General features: G+C 61.2%; 13 protein-coding genes. 5 read left to right on the forward strand and 8 right to left on the reverse strand.

The genetic code is table 11. The features are described from left to right. The 3 genes from PSV43_RS20515 to PSV43_RS20525 form a co-directional block, all read right to left on the reverse strand. On the reverse strand, positions 1 to 291 hold a 291-nt coding region (locus PSV43_RS20515; RefSeq protein WP_300201981.1), incomplete at its 3' end, for a hypothetical protein. Then, positions 275 to 805, reverse strand: coding sequence for a sigma-70 family RNA polymerase sigma factor (locus PSV43_RS20520; protein ID WP_300201984.1), 531 nt, complete (start codon positions 803 to 805; stop codon positions 275 to 277). The genes PSV43_RS20520 and PSV43_RS20515, both read right to left, overlap by 17 nt. Positions 806 to 880: 75 nt before the next feature. After that, positions 881 to 1,915: a hypothetical protein gene (locus tag PSV43_RS20525; protein WP_300201986.1), complete on the reverse strand. Its 1,035-nt coding sequence runs from the start codon at positions 1,913 to 1,915 to the stop codon at positions 881 to 883. 166 nt (positions 1,916 to 2,081) lie between these two features. Here PSV43_RS20525 and PSV43_RS20530 point away from each other — a divergent pair, with 166 nt between their 5' ends. Next, the gene (locus PSV43_RS20530) at positions 2,082 to 5,798 is read left to right on the forward strand and encodes a bifunctional serine/threonine-protein kinase/formylglycine-generating enzyme family protein (protein WP_300201988.1); all 3,717 of its coding nucleotides are present in this window, start codon (positions 2,082 to 2,084) and stop codon (positions 5,796 to 5,798) included. Between the two features lie 11 nt (positions 5,799 to 5,809). Here PSV43_RS20530 and PSV43_RS20535 read toward each other — a convergent pair whose 3' ends face one another. The 4 genes from PSV43_RS20535 to PSV43_RS20550 are packed head-to-tail and all read right to left on the reverse strand — an operon-like array spanning position 5,810 to position 9,106. Next, positions 5,810 to 6,274, reverse strand: a complete 465-nt coding sequence (locus PSV43_RS20535) for an SRPBCC family protein (protein WP_300201991.1) — start codon at positions 6,272 to 6,274, stop codon at positions 5,810 to 5,812. A gap of 2 nt (positions 6,275 to 6,276) precedes the next feature. Continuing rightward, entirely contained in the window at positions 6,277 to 7,095 is an 819-nt protein-coding gene (locus tag PSV43_RS20540; protein WP_300201993.1) for an oxidoreductase, read from the reverse strand. Further along, the gene (locus PSV43_RS20545; RefSeq protein WP_300201996.1) at positions 7,092 to 7,571 is read right to left on the reverse strand and encodes a TspO/MBR family protein; all 480 of its coding nucleotides are present in this window, start codon (positions 7,569 to 7,571) and stop codon (positions 7,092 to 7,094) included. The genes PSV43_RS20540 and PSV43_RS20545 overlap by 4 nt, the downstream gene beginning before the upstream one ends. Then, positions 7,568 to 9,106, reverse strand: a complete 1,539-nt coding sequence (locus tag PSV43_RS20550) for a cryptochrome/photolyase family protein (protein WP_300201999.1) — start codon at positions 9,104 to 9,106, stop codon at positions 7,568 to 7,570. The genes PSV43_RS20545 and PSV43_RS20550 overlap by 4 nt, the downstream gene beginning before the upstream one ends. Before the next feature lie 79 nt (positions 9,107 to 9,185). Between PSV43_RS20550 and PSV43_RS20555 the strand changes: the two genes are divergently transcribed. The 3 genes from PSV43_RS20555 (at position 9,186) to PSV43_RS20565 (ending at position 14,279) form a co-directional block, all read left to right on the forward strand. Further along, complete coding sequence (locus PSV43_RS20555; protein WP_300202002.1) at positions 9,186 to 12,119, forward strand: PSD1 and planctomycete cytochrome C domain-containing protein; 2,934 nt, start codon at positions 9,186 to 9,188, stop codon at positions 12,117 to 12,119. Beyond that, positions 12,112 to 13,533, forward strand: coding sequence for a DUF1501 domain-containing protein (locus tag PSV43_RS20560; RefSeq protein WP_300202005.1), 1,422 nt, complete (start codon positions 12,112 to 12,114; stop codon positions 13,531 to 13,533). The genes PSV43_RS20555 and PSV43_RS20560 overlap by 8 nt, the downstream gene beginning before the upstream one ends. Before the next feature lie 347 nt (positions 13,534 to 13,880). Continuing rightward, positions 13,881 to 14,279, forward strand: coding sequence for a hypothetical protein (locus PSV43_RS20565; RefSeq protein WP_300202008.1), 399 nt, complete (start codon positions 13,881 to 13,883; stop codon positions 14,277 to 14,279). Here the strand turns inward: PSV43_RS20565 and PSV43_RS20570 are convergent. Further along, positions 14,255 to 15,511 (reverse strand): NAD(P)/FAD-dependent oxidoreductase, encoded by a 1,257-nt coding sequence (locus PSV43_RS20570; protein ID WP_300202011.1) that lies wholly within the window; start codon positions 15,509 to 15,511, stop codon positions 14,255 to 14,257. The two genes, PSV43_RS20565 and PSV43_RS20570, sit on opposite strands and share 25 nt — an antisense overlap. Positions 15,512 to 16,347: 836 nt before the next feature. On the opposite strand from PSV43_RS20570, the gene PSV43_RS20575 reads away from it, so the two are divergent. Beyond that, complete coding sequence (locus PSV43_RS20575) at positions 16,348 to 17,127, forward strand: SDR family oxidoreductase (protein WP_300202013.1); 780 nt, start codon at positions 16,348 to 16,350, stop codon at positions 17,125 to 17,127. Positions 17,128 to 17,490 lie beyond the last annotated feature (363 nt).

Raw genomic sequence — 17,490 nt, forward strand, 5'->3', positions numbered from 1 at the left:
CGCTTCAAATGTCAGGAGCGATGGCCCCACGCTGGCAAACAGCACACCCGGCGGCGAATCAAACAACGGCGGCAGCGCCTCGCTCAGCGGCGGCTCATGCCGTGGCATATGAGTCAAGAACACCGCCAGCACGATCACACTCGCGGTCATCAGTGCCCAGCGCCATGCAAAGCCGGGCCGCTGCCAGGGCTCGTCCAGCAACTCAGGACGCCAAGCAGGCGCGTCTTCCCGGTCACACCGGCGCACCTGCGAAAAAATCGCGAGCAGATCGTCGTCAGACCTCGGTTTCATGGAGATGATCGGGTTGCAGCAGCGTGCGCAGGCGCGCTTTGCCGCGTTCGTAATGCTGGCGTACAGATCCGATGCTCACGCGCATCACCTCCGCCGCCTCGTTGAGCGTGAGATCCTGGTAAAACACCAGATGCAGCACCTCCGCCTGTCGTGCAGGCAGTTGCGCCAGGCAGCGCCGCAGTTCGGCCATGCGCTCGTCCATCTCCATCTTCCGTGCAGGCGAAGGACGTGGATCGTGCGCATCGCCGGTGAGTTGCAGCAGCAGCTTGCCCAGCAGAGATTCTCGATAGCGCAGCCGCCGGAATTCCTCGTGCGCCGTGAAGCGGATCACTCCAAACCACCACGTCTTGAAGCTGGAGCGCCCATCGTACCGCGCTCGTTGCTGGGCCAGTTTGAGATACGCGTTTTGCAGTACATCCTCCGCCCGCCCATGCTCGCCGGCACAGCAGTGCAGCGCCCAGCCAAAGGCGTCGGGATGCAGGGCTTCGAGCTGGTCGGCAATGGCGCGTTCCATTCATTTCCCGCTGAGTGACGCGGGGACGCCGCGTTGTATGACACCTTCCTCAAAAAAACCAGCGGCTTCGTCAGCTCACTTCAGCAGCACCCCGAGACCCAGCAAGAGCGTCAGCACCAGCAGGCCACCAGCGGCATACCACAGCTGAACGATCTGCTCAGGCGTCAGCAGGCCCTGCCCCGGGAGCAACACGACAGCATAGGTCAGCCCAACCAGCAGCCAGCTCGCGAGAATAAATGCCTTCGGCGTGACGACCTTGGGACCAGAATTGACCGCCTCTTCCATGGTCAAGATTGGCACCCCTTCCCCTGCGGAAAGACCCGCCGGCGGCGGCAGCACCAGCGGACGCCCCGTGAATGACGGTGCCTGCATCGTCGGTTTGCCCGGCAGCTCTGCCTTCTTCACCGGATTTCCCCCGCCTTCCTCACCGCCCTGCCGGGCCACAATTTTCGGCGCATACTCGGCGTTCTTCGCCAAAATCGCAGTCACCATCGGCTTCGCCAAAGGATGCGTCGTTGCCACCGCCTCGCCACTGCGGATGAGGAGCACCCGGCCTCCAAGGCTCAGACTCACAGGCAGCTCCAGCTCAGCCTCGCTCTCACCCGCACGTCCGACCCAGCCCACCACGGCGGACTCATCCAGCACCTGCACCAGCACCTTGCCCCCTGCCGCCGCCCACAAGGCCAGCAGCACATCCGGACATCCCGCATCTGGAATGACCACCTCGCAGGCATCACTCGCGCCCAGCAGCAGCGGCTTGTCCGGCGGCATCACCAGCCTGGTTTCCCCCGCGCTCAAACCTTGCAAAATCAACTCACGCCCAGCCTTGCCCTGCTCCGCTTTGAAAGGACGGTTCAGCTCCAGTTCCATCCCCGCCAGCGTGACCTTCCACGGCAGCGGCTGCGCATAAGGCACGCTGCCATTGGCCGGATGAACCACGAGGAATTGGCAGCCGTTCACAAACTGCGCCGTCAGCTCCACCTCCTGTGCGGCATCCCCCGTCAGTCGAATGCTGCACGTCTCGCCACGCCCGACATTGATCGTCTCCCCGTCCTGCACCAGCAGGCAGCGGCGGCAGCCGTTCAGTTCATAGAAAACAGGTATCTTCATGCACGGGTTGTTTACGCTGCAACAACGCGCAAGTCGAACAAACCCTCATCCCCTGCTCAGGCTATGGATGCAGCCCAGCCCCCTTTCCGCGCCACGTCATAATGATGGTTGCGATATCGGAACAGTTCTTGCTAATATCCCGCCTTACGGCCCACGACTTTTCCCAATGAGCACCTCATCTGCTTCCAGCTCCAAGCCCTCCAAAGGCTGGCAGCCGCCGACTCTGGAAGAAATGCAGGCCATGCTTCCGCAGTATCAGTTTGTCTCACTGCTCGGACGCGGCGGCATGGGTGCCGTTTACAAGGCCGTCCAGGTTTCGCTGGACCGCCCTGTCGCCCTCAAGGTGCTGCCCCTCGCTTTGGTGGACGACGATGATGATGCGCAGTTCGCCGCGCGCTTCAAAAATGAAGCACGCACTATGGCGAAAATGAACCATCCCAGCATTGTCAGCGTTTTCGACTTCGGCGAAACGCAGACCGGGCTGCTCTACATCGTCATGGAGTTTATTGACGGCACGGATGTGTCCAGGATGATCGTTTCACAGGGCAAACTGCCCGAGGATTACGCCCTCTCCATCACCGCCCATGTCTGCGACGCGCTCAACTACGCCCACCGCAACGGCATCATCCACCGCGATATCAAACCGGCCAACATCCTCATCAATCAAGAGGGCACGGTGAAGGTCGCAGACTTCGGTCTCGCCAAGGCCAGCGATGCCAGCCAGAGCGGCCTGACGAAAACGAACATGGCCATGGGCACGCCCGATTTCGTCGCCCCTGAAGCACTCATCCCCGGCATCCCGCTCGATGGCCGCGCCGACCTCTACGCCATCGGCGTGATGCTCTACCAGATGCTCACCGGTGCAGTCCCCCGTGGTCTCTGGACTCTTCCGGCCGCGAAACACGGCACCGATCCTCGCTTCGACGCGATCATCTCCAAGGCGATGCAAACGGATCGCGAGGCACGCTATCAAACTGCCGCCGAGATCCGTCAGGAGCTTGATGTCATCCTCACCACACCACGCGCCCTGATCATCCAGCAGCAGCAGGCCGCTGCCGAGGCTGCCGCGCAGGCCAACCGGGCGCAACGACAGGCGGAAATGCAGGCAGCCAGCTCTCCGCAGAAGCCCATGGCAGGCACACCTCCGAGAAGGATGCCGGAGCAGGCAGTTCGCCCGCCCCCGGCACCAGTCAAAAAATCCAGCCATGGAGTTCTCATGGGTGGCGCAGCCGTCCTGGCCCTCGGCGCTGGCATCTATTTCCTGAATCCTGACACGAAATCGCCACCCAGCCCTGCGGCAACTGCCTCAGAGGCAACCTCCCCCGCTCAACAGCCTCAAGTCAGCCCGCCGCCACCTCCAGTGCAGCCTGCTGCAGTATCCGCCTCCCCAGAGAAATTTTCGGGTGTGACGTTTCCGCAGGATCTGCGTCTGCCCACCAGCAGGCAGTGGCAGTTTCAGGGCGGCAGAATCGTATGCCCTGGCGATTCGCGTGATGATCCATTCCCCCTATTTTCGGTGCCCGTGGCTGTGCGGGACAACTTTGAGTGCGAAATAAGATTCACCATTGCACCTGAGTCACAAGGATACCTGGAGCTGCTGTTCCCCGCACCTGGAGGATGGTTTCCGGTCATGCTAAACAATCATGAGGTCGTGGTTTTTCCCAAAGGGGTGCGAAAAGCCACTTCCCGACCTCCGTCCCCCGGCTCATTGCATGCCATTAAAGTGGCCGTGGCCTCAGGCTCCAAGGTCGTCATCTCACTCGATGGCAGGCCCATCATCGACATGCAGGATGCAGGCGTCTCAAGCATTTCAAACTGGACCGGCATGAAGCCCGGGCACGTGAACATCGGGGGTGAAATCAAGGGCGGCCCACCTCTCGTCCTCCATTCGATCCGCGTCGAACCCGGCCCGAAAAGCGTGGGCACCCTCGCCAGCACTCCGCCCCCCCTGCTGGTTAACTCTTCCACGCCCTCGCCACCACCAATGCAACGTTCCTCCGCTCCCGCAGAGGCAGAAAAGGGCTGGACTGATCTCATCTCCAAAATCGACCCCGCCAAACATTCCCTCCGTGGTCAATGGCGGATCACGGCGGGTGAATTGCACAGCCAGGGTGGTGGCACCTCACACCGGACCCTTGAAATTCCAGTAGCCAAAGTTCCTGCAAATTACGACCTCCGTATCCGCCTCACACGCGCCACGCCGGGCGATGAGATGTTTTTTGCCCTGGTCCACGACAACTCCGGCGGTGCTGTAACTCTGGACTCCTGGACCGGCAACAAGTCGAATTCCAAAGAAGTGAGCGCTGCGATTTCCAAGAACGGCCCCTCCATTTTGGTAAAGAACGAGCATCATTACTTCCTGCCGGGGCAGAAACGGGAGATCCTTCTCCAAGCCCGCGAGAACGGATTGAAAGTCCTGCTGGATGGCGCAGAACTGCTCCGCTGGGATGGCCCTTGGTCGGCACTCACTCAGACAAACCGTGGCTTTCTCGAGCAGGGCAGCCGCAGCAGCCCCATCTTCGCCATCGGTGTCTGCATCGGTGACGTCACCTATCACTCCATCGATATGCATGAAGTGGATATCGCCCAGAAGTACAAATCCGCCTCTCTCCCAGCCCCAGCCCCAGCCCCAGCCCCAGCCGCCGCGCCTCAGCCTCAGCTCAGCAAACTCGAAGCCGGTTTCCGCGCCCGCTACGAATCCGACGTGCAGAAGCACTTCCTCAACGCCATCGCTGGATTGAACCAAAGCTACGTGGCCAATGGCATTGCCCGTGCACGTGCCGCCGCCCAGGCAAAGGGCAGCCTCAGTGAAGTGACCGCCTTCGACGTCGAAAAAGCCGCGATCGAGAACGGCGAAGGCTTTCCCGCCACCGACGCTGCAAACATCCCCGCAGCACTCAAAGATCTCCGCGCCACCTACCGGCTCGCACTGGCAAAAATCAACACCGAACGCGATGCCAAAACAGCTCCGCTGCTTGATGTCTACCTCAAGGCCCTCGATGCCGATGTGGTCGGGCTCACCAAGGCTGGCAAGATCGAGGAGGCAAAGCAGCTGAACGCGCAGCGCCAAGAAATCGCCGCCCGTCGTGAAGCCCTCTCTGTATCAGGGGCCGCAGCTGCACCAGGCGGCACAAAACCTCTCCCCAAAGACGCCTTCACCAACAGCCTCGGCATGAAATTTCTCCCCGTCAAAGGCACGGACGTCATGTTCTGCATCCACGAGACACGGCGCCAGGACTACGCCACCTATGCAGCAGCAAATCCCGGTGGTGCTGAAGACTGGAAGAATGCCGGCCAAAATGGTGTTCCCTGCGGTCACGAAGACGACCACCCGGTGGTGGGCATCCGCTGGGTGGAAGCCCAGGCCTTCTGCGACTGGCTCAGCAAGAAGGAGGGCAAAACCTACCGCCTGCCCACCGACGAAGAATGGAGCATCGCCGTGGGGCTCTCCCGCCTGGAGACACGCTCCAAGGGCATCAAGCCCTCGATGCTCAGCGATCAGGAGCGCGAAACCTACCCCTGGGGCGGAAACTATCCGCCCAAATCCACCGACCAGGCGGGCAACTACGCCGACATGGCCTTTGGTGCCAAGTTTCCCGACCTGGGTTTTATCAACGGCTACGAAGACGGCTTCCCAACCACCGCACCCGTGATGAGTTTCAAGCCCAACAAACTCGGTCTCTACGACATGGGCGGAAACGTTCAGGAGTGGGTGGAAGACTGGTACGATGAGGCCCAAACCGTGCGCGTGCTGCGCGGGGGTTCCTTCTTCGACTCCAGCACCAATCTGCTCTCCTCCCACCGCTTTTTCGACGGCCCCACTCTCGGCCGTCACTTCAGCGGTTTCCGCATCGTCCTTGAAGCTCCGAAAAAAGCCCCCTGACGGTTTCACCCTCAGCCAGGAAACAGCTGCCGCACCGCCTTCTCCCGGTACGCAAAAATTCGCTTGAGCTGCGGCTCCACCAGCCACGCATGCGCCAGATCCCCCAGCGGGGCAAACGGCAGCACATACGTCGCCTTGTCCTCCATCTCGATGCGCCCATCCCCCAGATCATGAAACTCATGCTCATGATGCCACACCGCATACGGCCCCACTCGCTGCTCGTCGATAAACCGCACCCCGGGTTCCACCAGCGTGATCTCCGAAAGCCACGTCATCGGCAGTCCCAGCAAAGGCCTCACCCGATACGCGATCATCATCCCCTCCCGCATGCTTCGCGGCAGATCCGGCGAAATGATTTCAAACCCCAGTTCCGGCGGCGTGATCTTCGCCAAATTTCGCGGGTTCGAGAAAAAATCCCACGCCTCCTGCCGCGTCGCCCGGATGATCTGCTTCGTGTGCAAAGTGTGAACAGCCATGGTCAGTTTGGAAAATCCGTGTTTGCCGCCACCGCTCCCCACTGCTCCACCTCACGCGTCAGCGCCGCCGCCTTGTCCCGCATCTTCTTCACCACATACTTGCCCAGTGGCAGCCGCAGCGGCGCCTGGCCTTCCAGCACCATCTTCACGATGGCCTCCGCCGCTCTCACAGGGTCTCCCGGCTGCCTGCCATTCACTGTCTCAAGAAACGTGGCAAACTTGCGCGCACTCCCCGCATAATCCGCGATCTCATCCGCCGCCTTCTCCAGCCCACGGCCAATAAAATCCGTCCGAAATGGCCCAGGCTGCACCAGCGTGACCTGAATGCCCAGCGGTGCCAGTTCCAGCCGCAAACTCTCGCTCATCATCTCCAGCGCCGCCTTGGCTCCGCCGTAAATGCCAAACCCCGGGTAGTTCGAAATCGCCGCCGCCGCGCTGATGTTCACAAGGTGCCCGCTCTTCTGCGCCCTTAGCATCGGCAGCGCCGCACGGATCACATTCAACGGCCCAAAAAAATTCGTCTCCATGCTGCGGCGGATCTGCTCGTCACTGCACTCCTCCACCGCACCGATCAGCCCATACCCCGCGTTGTTCACGATCACATCCAGCGCTCCCGCCGCCGCCATCACCTCGCGAATGTTGTCCGCATCCGAGATGTCCAGCGCCATCACCTCACAGCTTCCTCCCCGCTCCAGATCGGCGATGCTCCTCACATCCCGCGCCGTTGCAATCACGCGCTGTCCCGCAGCCAGCGCCGCTTCCGCAATCGCACGCCCAAAGCCACTCGAACATCCTGTAATCAGCCAGTTTTTTTGATTCATGCAGCATTCAATCTCCAAAGCGTAAAATTCAAACACGTCGCAAACGACACCCACGCCAGATACGGCACAAACAGCCACCCGGCTGTCGCATTCACACGCCGGAAACTCAGCAGCGTCAGCAGAATCGCCACCCACATCGCCACGATCACGATCAACGCCGCGCCAAGCTGATGCGCGCCGAAGAAAATCGGCGTCCACGCCGCATTCAGCACCAGCTGCATAAAATACAGCGTCAGCGGCTTCCCAAACCCCACCCGCTTCCACACCAGCCACGCCGCCACGGCCATCAGCGTATAGAGCAGCGTCCACGCTGGGCCAAACACCCACGCAGGCGGATTCCACGTGGGCTTTTGCAGCGCCTCATACCACGGCCCCGGCATGCCAATAAACGCACTCAACGCAGGAGCGCAGAAGGTGATCACGATGAATCCAGCGAGCGCAAGACCGCTGCGTGTTGAGGTGGGTGATCCGTTCATACTGCCTTCGAATACGCCTCTCGGAGCTGCTTCGCCTGCATTTGAATCGCGGCACGCTGCTTTTCATCCAGCCGCACCAGGTTCCTCAGTTGCATGCTCATGCGCTGGTTCTGCCGCAGCTTCGGCTCGTGCTGCAGCAGGTAGTCCCAATACAGCGTGGTGAAAGGGCAGGCCTTCGGTCCCGTGCTCTGCGCCGGGTCAAAGCGGCAGCCGGTGCAGTAGTTGCTCATGCGCTGGATGTACTTGCCGCTCGCCACATACGGCTTGCTCGCCATCACGCCCCCGTCGCCATACTGGGACATGCCCAGGGTGTTCGGCAGCTCCACCCACTCCACCGCATCCACATACACCGCGAGATACCACTCATGCACCCGCCTCGGGTCCACGCCAAACAGCAGCGCAAAGAGGCCCGTGACCATCAGCCGCTGGATGTGGTGCGCGTATCCGAGACGCAGCGTCTGTGTAAGCGCATCGCGCAGGCAGCGCATGTCCGTCTCGCCCGTCCAGTAAAAATCCGGCAGGGCTTCGTGCGCTTGCATCGCGTTCCGCTCCACATACCCCGGCATCAGATGCCAGTAGATGCCGCGCACATACTCCCGCCAGCCAAGGATCTGCCGGATAAAACCCTCCACGGCTGCCAGTGGCGCTTTCCCGGCGCGCCACGCTTCTTCCGCCGCCGCCAGCACCTCGCGCGGATCGAGCAGCTTCAGGTTCATCGCCGCGCTCAATCGGGAATGATAGAGCCACGGCTCGTTCGTCCACATCGCGTCTTGATAGCACCCAAACTCCGCAAGCCGATGCTCGATGAAATCCCGCAGCGCCAGCCGCGCCTCTTCCGCCGTCACCGGCCAGTCAAATTCCTCCAGCACGCCCGGATGCTTCGCGAAGTGCCCGTTCACCATCTCGATCACCCCCTGGGTGATCACGTCCGGCTTGAATTGTCGGGGCGGCATTCGCAACCCAGGCCCTTGCTTGCCAAAGGACTCACGGTTGTCGTGATCAAAATTCCACTGCCCGCCCACGGGCTTGCCCTGCTCCATGAGAACGCCCGTCCTCTGCCGCATTTCGCGGTAGAAAAACTCCATGCGCATCTGCTTGCGCCCCTCCGCATGCTTCGCGAACTCCGCACGCGTGCAAAGAAAATGCCGGTCTTCACGAACTTCGAGCGCCACCTGCCTTTCCTCTGCCACACGCTCAATTTCCCGCTGCACCGCCCACTCTCCCGCCTGCACCATCAGCAGCTTCTGCGGCTTCAACTCATCCAGGTCGGCCTGCAATGCTTCGGTAAAAGTCGGATGGATTCCCATCTCGTGGTAGATGACCCTCCATCCTCGTTCCCGCAGTATTTCACGAAAATGACGCATCGCCGTGATGAACATCGCGATGCGTGTCTTCGCGCTCCACACTTTGGTGGACTCCTCCGCCACCTCCGCCATCCAGATGGCATCATGCTCCGCATCGAAATCCTCCAAGGCCGCCGATTTCAGGTCGAGCTGGTCACCGAGGACGAGGATAAAACGTGAAACGCGTGGCATGGGCGTGGTTTACGTCTGGGTCGGCAGCCTCGACGACACAAAATATCAGGATTGTCCAAATCCGATGCATGCACCCTTCATGTTCTGGCGCGTTGATCTCTTCATGCTAAGTCGCATGTCAAAACTCCTCCTTCTGCTTCTCCTCACCACCTCCCTTCGGGCCGATCCGGTGAGCTTCAGCCGCGAGGTCATGCCGCTGCTCTCAGACAACTGCCTCTCCTGCCACGGCCAGGACGCCGGCCACCGCAAGGCCGACCTCCGCCTCGACACTCAAGAAGGCGCTCGCGAAGTCCTCCAATCCGGCGACTTCATCGCCCGCATCGTCACTGATGATCCCGACGAGATCATGCCCCCGCCGAAGTCGCACAAACCCAAGCTCACCACCGAGCAGGTCACCATGCTCAAACGCTGGATCGCCGAAGGCACCCACTGGGGCAAACACTGGTCCCTCGAAAAACCCGTAAAGGCGAAAGTCGAAGGCCATCCCGTCGATTTCTTCGTCAAAGCCCGCCTCACCAAAGAAGGCCTCAAACTCTCCCCCAAAGCTCCCGCTCACACCCTCCGCCGTCGCCTCTCCTTCGACCTCACCGGCCTCCCTCCCACCATCCAGCATCAAGAATCCAGCATCCAGGATCTAGCCACCCGCCTCCTCGCCTCCCCCCACTTCGGCGAGCGTATGGCCATGAACTGGCTCGATGCCGCGCGCTACGCCGACACCGACGGCTTCCAGTCCGACGCCTCACGCACCAACTGGCCCTGGCGCGACTACGTGGTGGAGTCCTTCAACGCCAACAAACCCTTCGACCAGTTCACTCTTGAACAATTCGCCGGCGATCTCCTGCCCAATGCCACGCCCGAGCAAAAACTCGCCACCTGCTTCCACCGCAATCACATGACCAATGGCGAAGGCGGCCGCGACAAAGAAGAGTCCCGCATCGATTACGTCATCGACCGCGTGAACACCATGGGCACCGTCTGGCTCGGCCTCACCCTCGGCTGCACCCAGTGCCACTCGCACAAGTTCGACCCCATCTCTCAGCACGACTACTACAGCCTCCACGCCTTCTTCAACAGCATCGACGAAGACGGCTCCGCTGGCACCAAAGCGCAGCCCTACCTGAGCTACCAATCTCCCCGCGCCAAACGGGCAGTCGATGAATCACAACAGCTCGTCGATGCCCGCAAGCCCATCGAAGCCAAAGCGAAAGCCGACGCCGCCAAACCCTTCGCGCAATGGCTCACCGAGCACCAGACCACAGTGAAAGGCGGCTTCCAGGCCTGGCACGTCCTCCACGGCTCAGTCGAATCCCAGGAAGGCTCAAAACTCGCTCAATCCAAAGACGGCACCATCACCGCTAGCGGCCCGAATCCCAAGCAGGACGACTACCGCCTCATCTCAGCCATCAAGCTGCCCCGCCTCACCGGCTTGAAGCTCGAAGTCCTCCCCCAAAACGGCGCTCTCTCACGCGGCAAAGACGGCGAATTCATCCTCACCGACATCAAGGTCCAGGTGCGCCGCAAGAGCAGTTCCCAGATCCGCGACATCCTCGTCAAATACGCCGTCGCCGACACCAAGGTCGATGCCAAGGCCCGCGAATACGGCGATGTGAAAGGCACGCTCGACGATGATCCCCGCAACGGCTGGACCACCAAAGGTTTCCCCAAAGACCAGCCACACACCGCGCTGTACGGCCTCGCCGAACCCCTCATCCTCGAAAGCGATGAAGAGCTCATTTTCGAACTGCGCCACCGCTCCACCAACGGCGACGCCAACATCGCCCAATTCCGCGTTTCCGCCACGGATCAGCCCGGCCCCGCCGTGCGCGAACTCGGCCCCACGCCCCTCGAACAACTCGCCGCCGGCAAGATCGAGCACGACCGCCTCCTCGCGCAATTCCTGGAAGACCATGCGCCCTATCAGCTCGCCAAAGCCTCCCTGGACCGCGCCAATGCCCAGCTCAAAGAAGTCCAATCCGCCGCCGGCAAACTCAACGTCATGGTCCTCGCCGAGCGCAAAGCACCACGCGACACCCACGTCCTCATTCGCGGCGTCTGGGACAAAAAAGGCGATGTCGTCCAGCGCGATGTCCCCGCCGCCATCGCCCCCTGGCCTGCAGACACCGCACGCGACCGCATCGGCCTCGCCAAATGGATCACCTCCAAAGAAAACCCGCTTACCGCCCGCGTCTTCGTCAATCAAGTCTGGCAGATGCTCTTCGGTGCCGGACTCGTCCGCACCCCGGATGACTTCGGCCTCCAAGGCCAGCGCCCTACCCACCCCGAGCTGCTCGACTGGCTTGCTGTCGATTTCATGGAAAACGGCTGGGACGTGAAGAAGCTGATCAAGCTCATCGTCACCAGCGACACCTACCAGCAGGCATCAGACCATACCAGCGCCTCCGATCCTCAAAACCTCCTCCTCTCACGCGGCCCCCGCTTCCGCCTCCCTGCCTGGATGATCCGCGATGCCGCCCTCGCTTCCTCCGGCCTCCTCAATCCCGCCCTCGGTGGCCCACCCGTGCGCCCCCACCAGCCGGAGGGCGTGTGGGAGGAGATCTTCATGGGCCGCTACACCTATGAGCCCAGCCAGGGGGCCGCCCAGCACCGTCGCTCCTTGTATGCCTTCTGGCGTCGCAGCATCGCCCCCACCTTCCTCTTCGACAGCGCCCAGCGCCGTGTGTGTGAAGTGGCCATGGCACGCACCAACACCCCTCTCCAAGCCCTCACCCTCCTCAATGACGAGACCATGACGGAAGCCTCCCGCGCCCTCGCCAAACGCATGCTCGCCGCGCAGGTCCCAGACCGCCTCCCCCTCCTCTACCAATCCGTGCTAAGCCGCGATCCCACCCCCAAGGAACTCACCGTCCTCCAGCGCGAACTCGACCGCGCTCTCGCCCACTACCGCGCCCATCCCGAAGACGCCCGCAAGCTGCAAACCATCCCCGAACTCGCCGCGCACACCCTCGTCGCCAGCCTTGTCCTCAACCTCGACGAAGCCATCACCCATGAGTGAATCCTCCCTCAACACCACCCGGCGCTACTTCCTCGGCCAATGCACCGGCGTCTCCCTCGGCGCCATGGCGCTCGATTCCATGGCCCAGCAGGAAATCTCCGGCCTGCCCTCCCTGCCGCATTTCGCACCAAAAGCCAAACGCGTCATCTTCCTCACCCAATCCGGCGGCCCCTCACAGCTCGAACTCTTTGATCACAAACCCGGCCTCATGCAGTGGGCTGGCAAAGAGCTGCCAGAGTCCGTACGCCAAGGCCAGCGCCTCACCACCATGACGGCCAATCAGAAGCAGCTCATCCTGCCTGGCCTCACCAAGTTCTCCCGCTGCGGCCAAAGCGGAGCCACCATCAGCGAGTGGCTGCCTCATCTCCAAGGCGTCGCGGACGACCTCTGCTTCATCAAGTCGATGACGACAGATCAAATCAACCACGCGCCAGCCATGACGCAGTTCCTCACCGGCAATCAGCTCCCCGGTCGCCCCAGCATGGGCTCATGGATCAGCTACGGCCTCGGCAGCCTGAACCGCAATCTGCCCGACTACCTCGTCCTCATCTCCAAGATGCAGCGCCCGAGCGACCAGCCCCTCTACGACCACTACTGGGGTAGCGGCTTCCTCCCCTCCCGCTACCAAGGCGTCAAGCTCCGCAACTCCAAAGACCCCGTCCTCTACCTCACCGATCCCGACGGCCTCCCACGCCACCTCCGCCGTGGCATGCTCGACGGCCTCGCCGAGCTGAATCAAATGCGCTTCGAACAAACCCAGGACCCCGAAATCACCACTCGCATCCGCCAGTATGAAATGGCCTACCGCATGCAGACCAGCGTGCCAGAGCTCACCGACCTCAGCGACGAACCCGATCACGTCTTCGAGATGTACGGCCCTGACTCACGCCGTGCCGGCAGCTATGCCGCCAACTGCATCCTCGCCCGCCGCCTCGCCGAGCGCGGCGTGCGCTTCACCCAGCTCTTCCATCCCGACTGGGACCACCACAGCCGCCTGCCCAGCTGGTGCACCGCCCGCTGCCGCGACACCGACCAGCCCAGCGCCGCTCTCGTCAAAGACCTCAAGCAGCGCGGCCTGCTCGATGACACCCTCGTCATCTGGGGCGGCGAATTCGGTCGCGGCGTCGCCGGTCAGGGCAAGTGGGACAGCCCCGAAGCCGGGCGCGATCACCATCCCCGTTGCTTCACCATGTGGATGGCCGGCGGCGGCATCAAGCCCGGCACCACCTACGGCGCCACCGACGACTTCAGCTACAACGTCGCCGAAAACCCCGTCCACGTCCGCGATCTCCATGCCACCGTCATGCACCAGCTCGGCATCGACCACGAACGCTTCACCTTCCGCTCCCAGGGACTCGACTTCAAACTCACCGGCGTCGAACCCGCCAAAGTAGTGAACGGCCTCCTGTCATAATCAAATCGTCCTCGTCCTCCTACTCGAACTCGTCCTCGATCCTATCGCCCCGCCTCACCCCACAGCCCCGAAAAACAACCCCTCCGCTTTCTCCTCCGCCTCTTCCTCGATCCTACCACTCCCCATCCCCCCTCTAAGCTTCATCCCCTCCAGAGCCGCAGCTCAACGCCACCAGAGCTTTCCCACAGATTCAGGAAACCCACAGATTGGGATTCATAAAAATAATCTGCGGGTTTCCTGAATCTACGGGAGAATCAAAGTCATCCAATATCTCGCAGGGAAGCCCCCCCTTCTTCCCAGCCTGAAACGTTGACCGCACGGCACACCTCCTGCATCCACCCGCAGACATGCCCCTCATCCGCTACCTTCGCCACCTCACCACCGGCCGCATCATCCTCTGGTGCTACTTCATCTGGTGGGCGCTCAGCATCATCCACCATTTCGATCCCACGCCCCGCGTCTGGCTCACCTCCCTCGGCCTCAGCGGCATCATCGGCGTCGCCCTCATCATCAGCACCCAGTCCTCCTCCGCCGCTCGCACGCGCATGGACCCATGGGTCGTCTTCCGCCTCTTCCTCATGCCCTTCTGCGTCTCCAGCTTTGCCGCGTTGGTGAAGGACGCCGGCTACCTGCTGGTCTTCCCGCCCTCATGGCGCGAAAACGCCACCGGCATCGGCTTGGTCGCTCTGTTTTTACTCGTGGTCTGGACCGTCAAAAAATCTCACGCAGCCAGCGGCATCCCATAGGGCAGCTCATCGGGAATCGGCGCAAACTCCCGAATCTTCGCCCACAGCGAAGAGTAGTCCTTGTTCACATCCCCAGACAGGCAGTCCGTGATCTCCGCCCCGGCTTCAGGATACTTCATCACCACATCTTTGAAGGAGAAGCTCGGATTGTAAAAAGCATACACCAGCTTGCGCATGTTATCGATGCCCTGGCGCATGAACACCGCGTAGTCATTGAACCGCTGCGGCGAAAGATCATCCGCCATCAGCGCCTCATGCACCGTATCTCCCGCCAGCACGCCGCTCTTCAGCGCCAGCATCACCCCGCTGCTGAACACCGGATCCAGAAACGCATACGCATCCCCCACCAGCAGCAGCCCCGGCGACGCGCCATACTTGGCGTAGCGGGTGTACTCGCTGGTGATCCAGTATTCTCCCATCGGAACTCCGGCCTCGAGATGGTCCTCGATCCATTTGTTCTCGCTGATCTCACGCTCAAACATCGCCTTCGGGTCCTTCACTCCATCACGGCTCAGGTATTTGCCCTCCGCCACGACGCCCACGCTCACCATGTCATCATGCATCGGGATGTGCCAAAACCAGCCCTTGTCCGGCACAAACGCAATCGTCGTCGTACCTTCATCAATGCCCGCTTCACGCTTCGATCCCTTGTAGTACGTCCATACCGCCACCTTGTTCAAATAGGGGTCGCCCACACGCCAGCCCTCACGCACCGAAGCAAACGCCTCCTTGCCCGACGCGTCGATCACCAGCTTCGCCAGCAGATGCTCCTGAGTACCGTCCTTGTTCTGCACCGCCACGCCGATGACCCTGCCGCTGTCGTCCTTGAGAAGCTGCGTCACCGTCGTCTCCTCGCGCACCACGGCACCCTTGCCACGCGCATGCTCCATCAGCATCTGGTCAAACTCCGATCGCTTCACCTGCCACGTCTGCGCCACAGTCTCGCGGTCATAGCGATTGTAAAAATAAAAGGGCTGTGAGCGCCGTCCATCCGGCTGCACAAAGCTCACGCTGAATTTCTTCATGAAGTGCGACTTCTTCATCGTCGGGATCAGCCCCAGCCGCTCCAGCGGTCCAAACGTAAACGGGATCAACGACTCCCCCACATGATAGCGCGGAAACTTCTCGCGCTCGATCACCAGCACCCTGTGCCCGTGTTCCGCCAGAATGGCGGCCGTGCTGGTCCCGGCCGGACCTCCGCCGATGATGATAACTTCGTGGGTGCTGTTCATGTGCATGACAACGTTGATACGCACGAAAGCTGTCCGCCGATACGCATGCTCACAATACCATTTCAGCATCACTTCCATGCCCGCTGGCTATAACGGGCTCCAATAAAACAAAAACTTCCCTTCCCAACGGCGCTTGAGCAATGATTCCACGGCTTGTTCCACTCCGGCACGAACCTCTTCGTTGCTGCTGTGGATGAAGTGAGGCAGCCAGGGAAGCGCCGCCGGACGGCCATGCTGACCAATGCGGCACAAGACTCCGGGAACAGGATTCGGGGCCATGAACTGATCCTTTTCATGCGGACATGCCATCAATTCATCAAGGAGAGCTTGGAGTCTGGCTTCAGGCTCTGGAACATTCCCCCAAAGTTATGAGCGGAGATGCCGAGTCAATGTGCACCAAGAACGATGCATGCAAGAATGGCACTCGAATAGGAACGGTTGTCGTGAGTTTTACACCTCTCATCGCATAGCGCCTTGAACAGCAAAATCACCTTTTGCCAAGATCACCCCAACTCACTCCAGCCCTGAAAGGGCTGCGGATGATAGCCTGGGGCCGCCAGCTCGTCCTTCGTAGCTTGAGCGAAGGAGGAAGCCTCAGCGAGGCCGCCCTGGGTCTCACTCACGATTCATCGGCAAGCAAATCCAGCACTTCGCCGCAGTCTGCCGGGCACTAGCAGCGTCTGCACCTCGACCCGCTGCACGCCTGCCGAGAGTGATACCTCAACGTCACCGACAATCACGATGAACATTCTTAACCGGGCACCATTCATGCACGCAGCCCATTTGAGGCCATGAAGTCTTGAAAGACTCCCTTCACTCCACCGATTCTTTGTTCCATGCCCATCCTCGATCGCTTCAATCTCACCGGCCGCCGCGCCCTCATCACTGGCGGCTCTCGCGGCCTCGGCCTGGAAATGGCGCGTGCCCTCGGCGAAGCCGGAGCCGAAATCATCATCTCAGGCTCGAACGCCGAAAATCTCCACACCGCCTGTGCAGAGCTGTGCGACGCGGGTTTGCACGCCACCTCCATCCAGGCCGATCTATCCAAACCCGAAGAAGCAGAACACCTCTGCGACATCCTCCTCCGCGATCACCCGCCCATCGACATCCTCATCAACAACGTCGGTGGCCGCCGCATCAACACCCCCACCGAGGATCTCCCACTCGAAGACTGGCAGCGCATCCTCGATCTCAATCTCACCCAAGCCTTCATCCTCACCAAACGCATCGGCGGCGCGATGATTCCACGCAAGTGGGGCCGCATCATCAACATCGCCTCCATCAACGCCCTCTGGCCCGGCAAAGCCATGCGTGGCCGCAGTTACGAAACCTCCAAAGCCGCGCTGACCATGTTCACCAAAGCCGTCGCCGCCGACTGGGCCGCCCACGGCATCACCGTCAACGCCATCGCCCCTGGCCCCTTCCTCACCGACGCCAACAAACGCTGGATCGGCGAGCGCCCCGAGTTCGAAGGCGAAGTCGCCACCAGCATCCCCATGGGCCGCTGGGGCAGCCCCGAAGAAATCGGCCCCCTCGCCCTCTACCTCGCCAGCGACGCCAGCAGCTACATGACCGGCAGCCTCCTCATCATCGACGGCGGCAAACTGCTCTGGTGACCAGTGTATCCCCCGGCCAACGTCCCAAGTTTTTGAAACCACTCCCGTTCTCTGAATTTTTTCACCCTTTTTCCCTTCTTTCGGTCATCCCTTTCCAGTCATCTTTTTTGCGGCCACCACTTCCCCTCACTTCTCCAAGCGCGTAACATACAAACACCGCCGCTCTTCTTCAGAAACAATCTCTGCGGCGTTCCCAATTCCCGAATAACTAAATCGCAGATTAGCTCTGAACCGATTCTGCAAAATCTCTGCGGCGTTCCAGCCTCTGCAGTGCAAATCTCCGGCCATTCCCGTTGCCCACCATTCCTTTGCTAAAAAACAGCGCCCCCATTCCCGAATAGCCCTCGCCGTTACCCACCGTTC

Origin of the sequence: Prosthecobacter sp. (assembly GCF_029946185.1) — a bacterium.
Lineage (GTDB): Bacteria > Verrucomicrobiota > Verrucomicrobiia > Verrucomicrobiales > Verrucomicrobiaceae > Prosthecobacter.

Excerpts from the sequence above, each read along its gene's own strand:
- PSV43_RS20520 (WP_300201984.1), bottom strand. The coding sequence starts at position 805 with ATGGAACGCGCCATTGCCGACCAGCTCGAAGCCCTGCATCCCGACGCC.
- PSV43_RS20525 (WP_300201986.1), bottom strand. The coding sequence starts at position 1,915 with ATGAAGATACCTGTTTTCTATGAACTGAACGGCTGCCGCCGCTGCCTG.
- PSV43_RS20530 (WP_300201988.1), top strand. The coding sequence starts at position 2,082 with ATGAGCACCTCATCTGCTTCCAGCTCCAAGCCCTCCAAAGGCTGGCAG.
- PSV43_RS20535 (WP_300201991.1), bottom strand. The coding sequence starts at position 6,274 with ATGGCTGTTCACACTTTGCACACGAAGCAGATCATCCGGGCGACGCGG.
- PSV43_RS20540 (WP_300201993.1), bottom strand. The coding sequence starts at position 7,095 with ATGAATCAAAAAAACTGGCTGATTACAGGATGTTCGAGTGGCTTTGGG.
- PSV43_RS20545 (WP_300201996.1), bottom strand. The coding sequence starts at position 7,571 with ATGAACGGATCACCCACCTCAACACGCAGCGGTCTTGCGCTCGCTGGA.
- PSV43_RS20550 (WP_300201999.1), bottom strand. The coding sequence starts at position 9,106 with ATGCCACGCGTTTCACGTTTTATCCTCGTCCTCGGTGACCAGCTCGAC.
- PSV43_RS20555 (WP_300202002.1), top strand. The coding sequence starts at position 9,186 with ATGTTCTGGCGCGTTGATCTCTTCATGCTAAGTCGCATGTCAAAACTC.
- PSV43_RS20560 (WP_300202005.1), top strand. The coding sequence starts at position 12,112 with ATGAGTGAATCCTCCCTCAACACCACCCGGCGCTACTTCCTCGGCCAA.
- PSV43_RS20565 (WP_300202008.1), top strand. The coding sequence starts at position 13,881 with ATGCCCCTCATCCGCTACCTTCGCCACCTCACCACCGGCCGCATCATC.
- PSV43_RS20570 (WP_300202011.1), bottom strand. The coding sequence starts at position 15,511 with ATGAACAGCACCCACGAAGTTATCATCATCGGCGGAGGTCCGGCCGGG.
- PSV43_RS20575 (WP_300202013.1), top strand. The coding sequence starts at position 16,348 with ATGCCCATCCTCGATCGCTTCAATCTCACCGGCCGCCGCGCCCTCATC.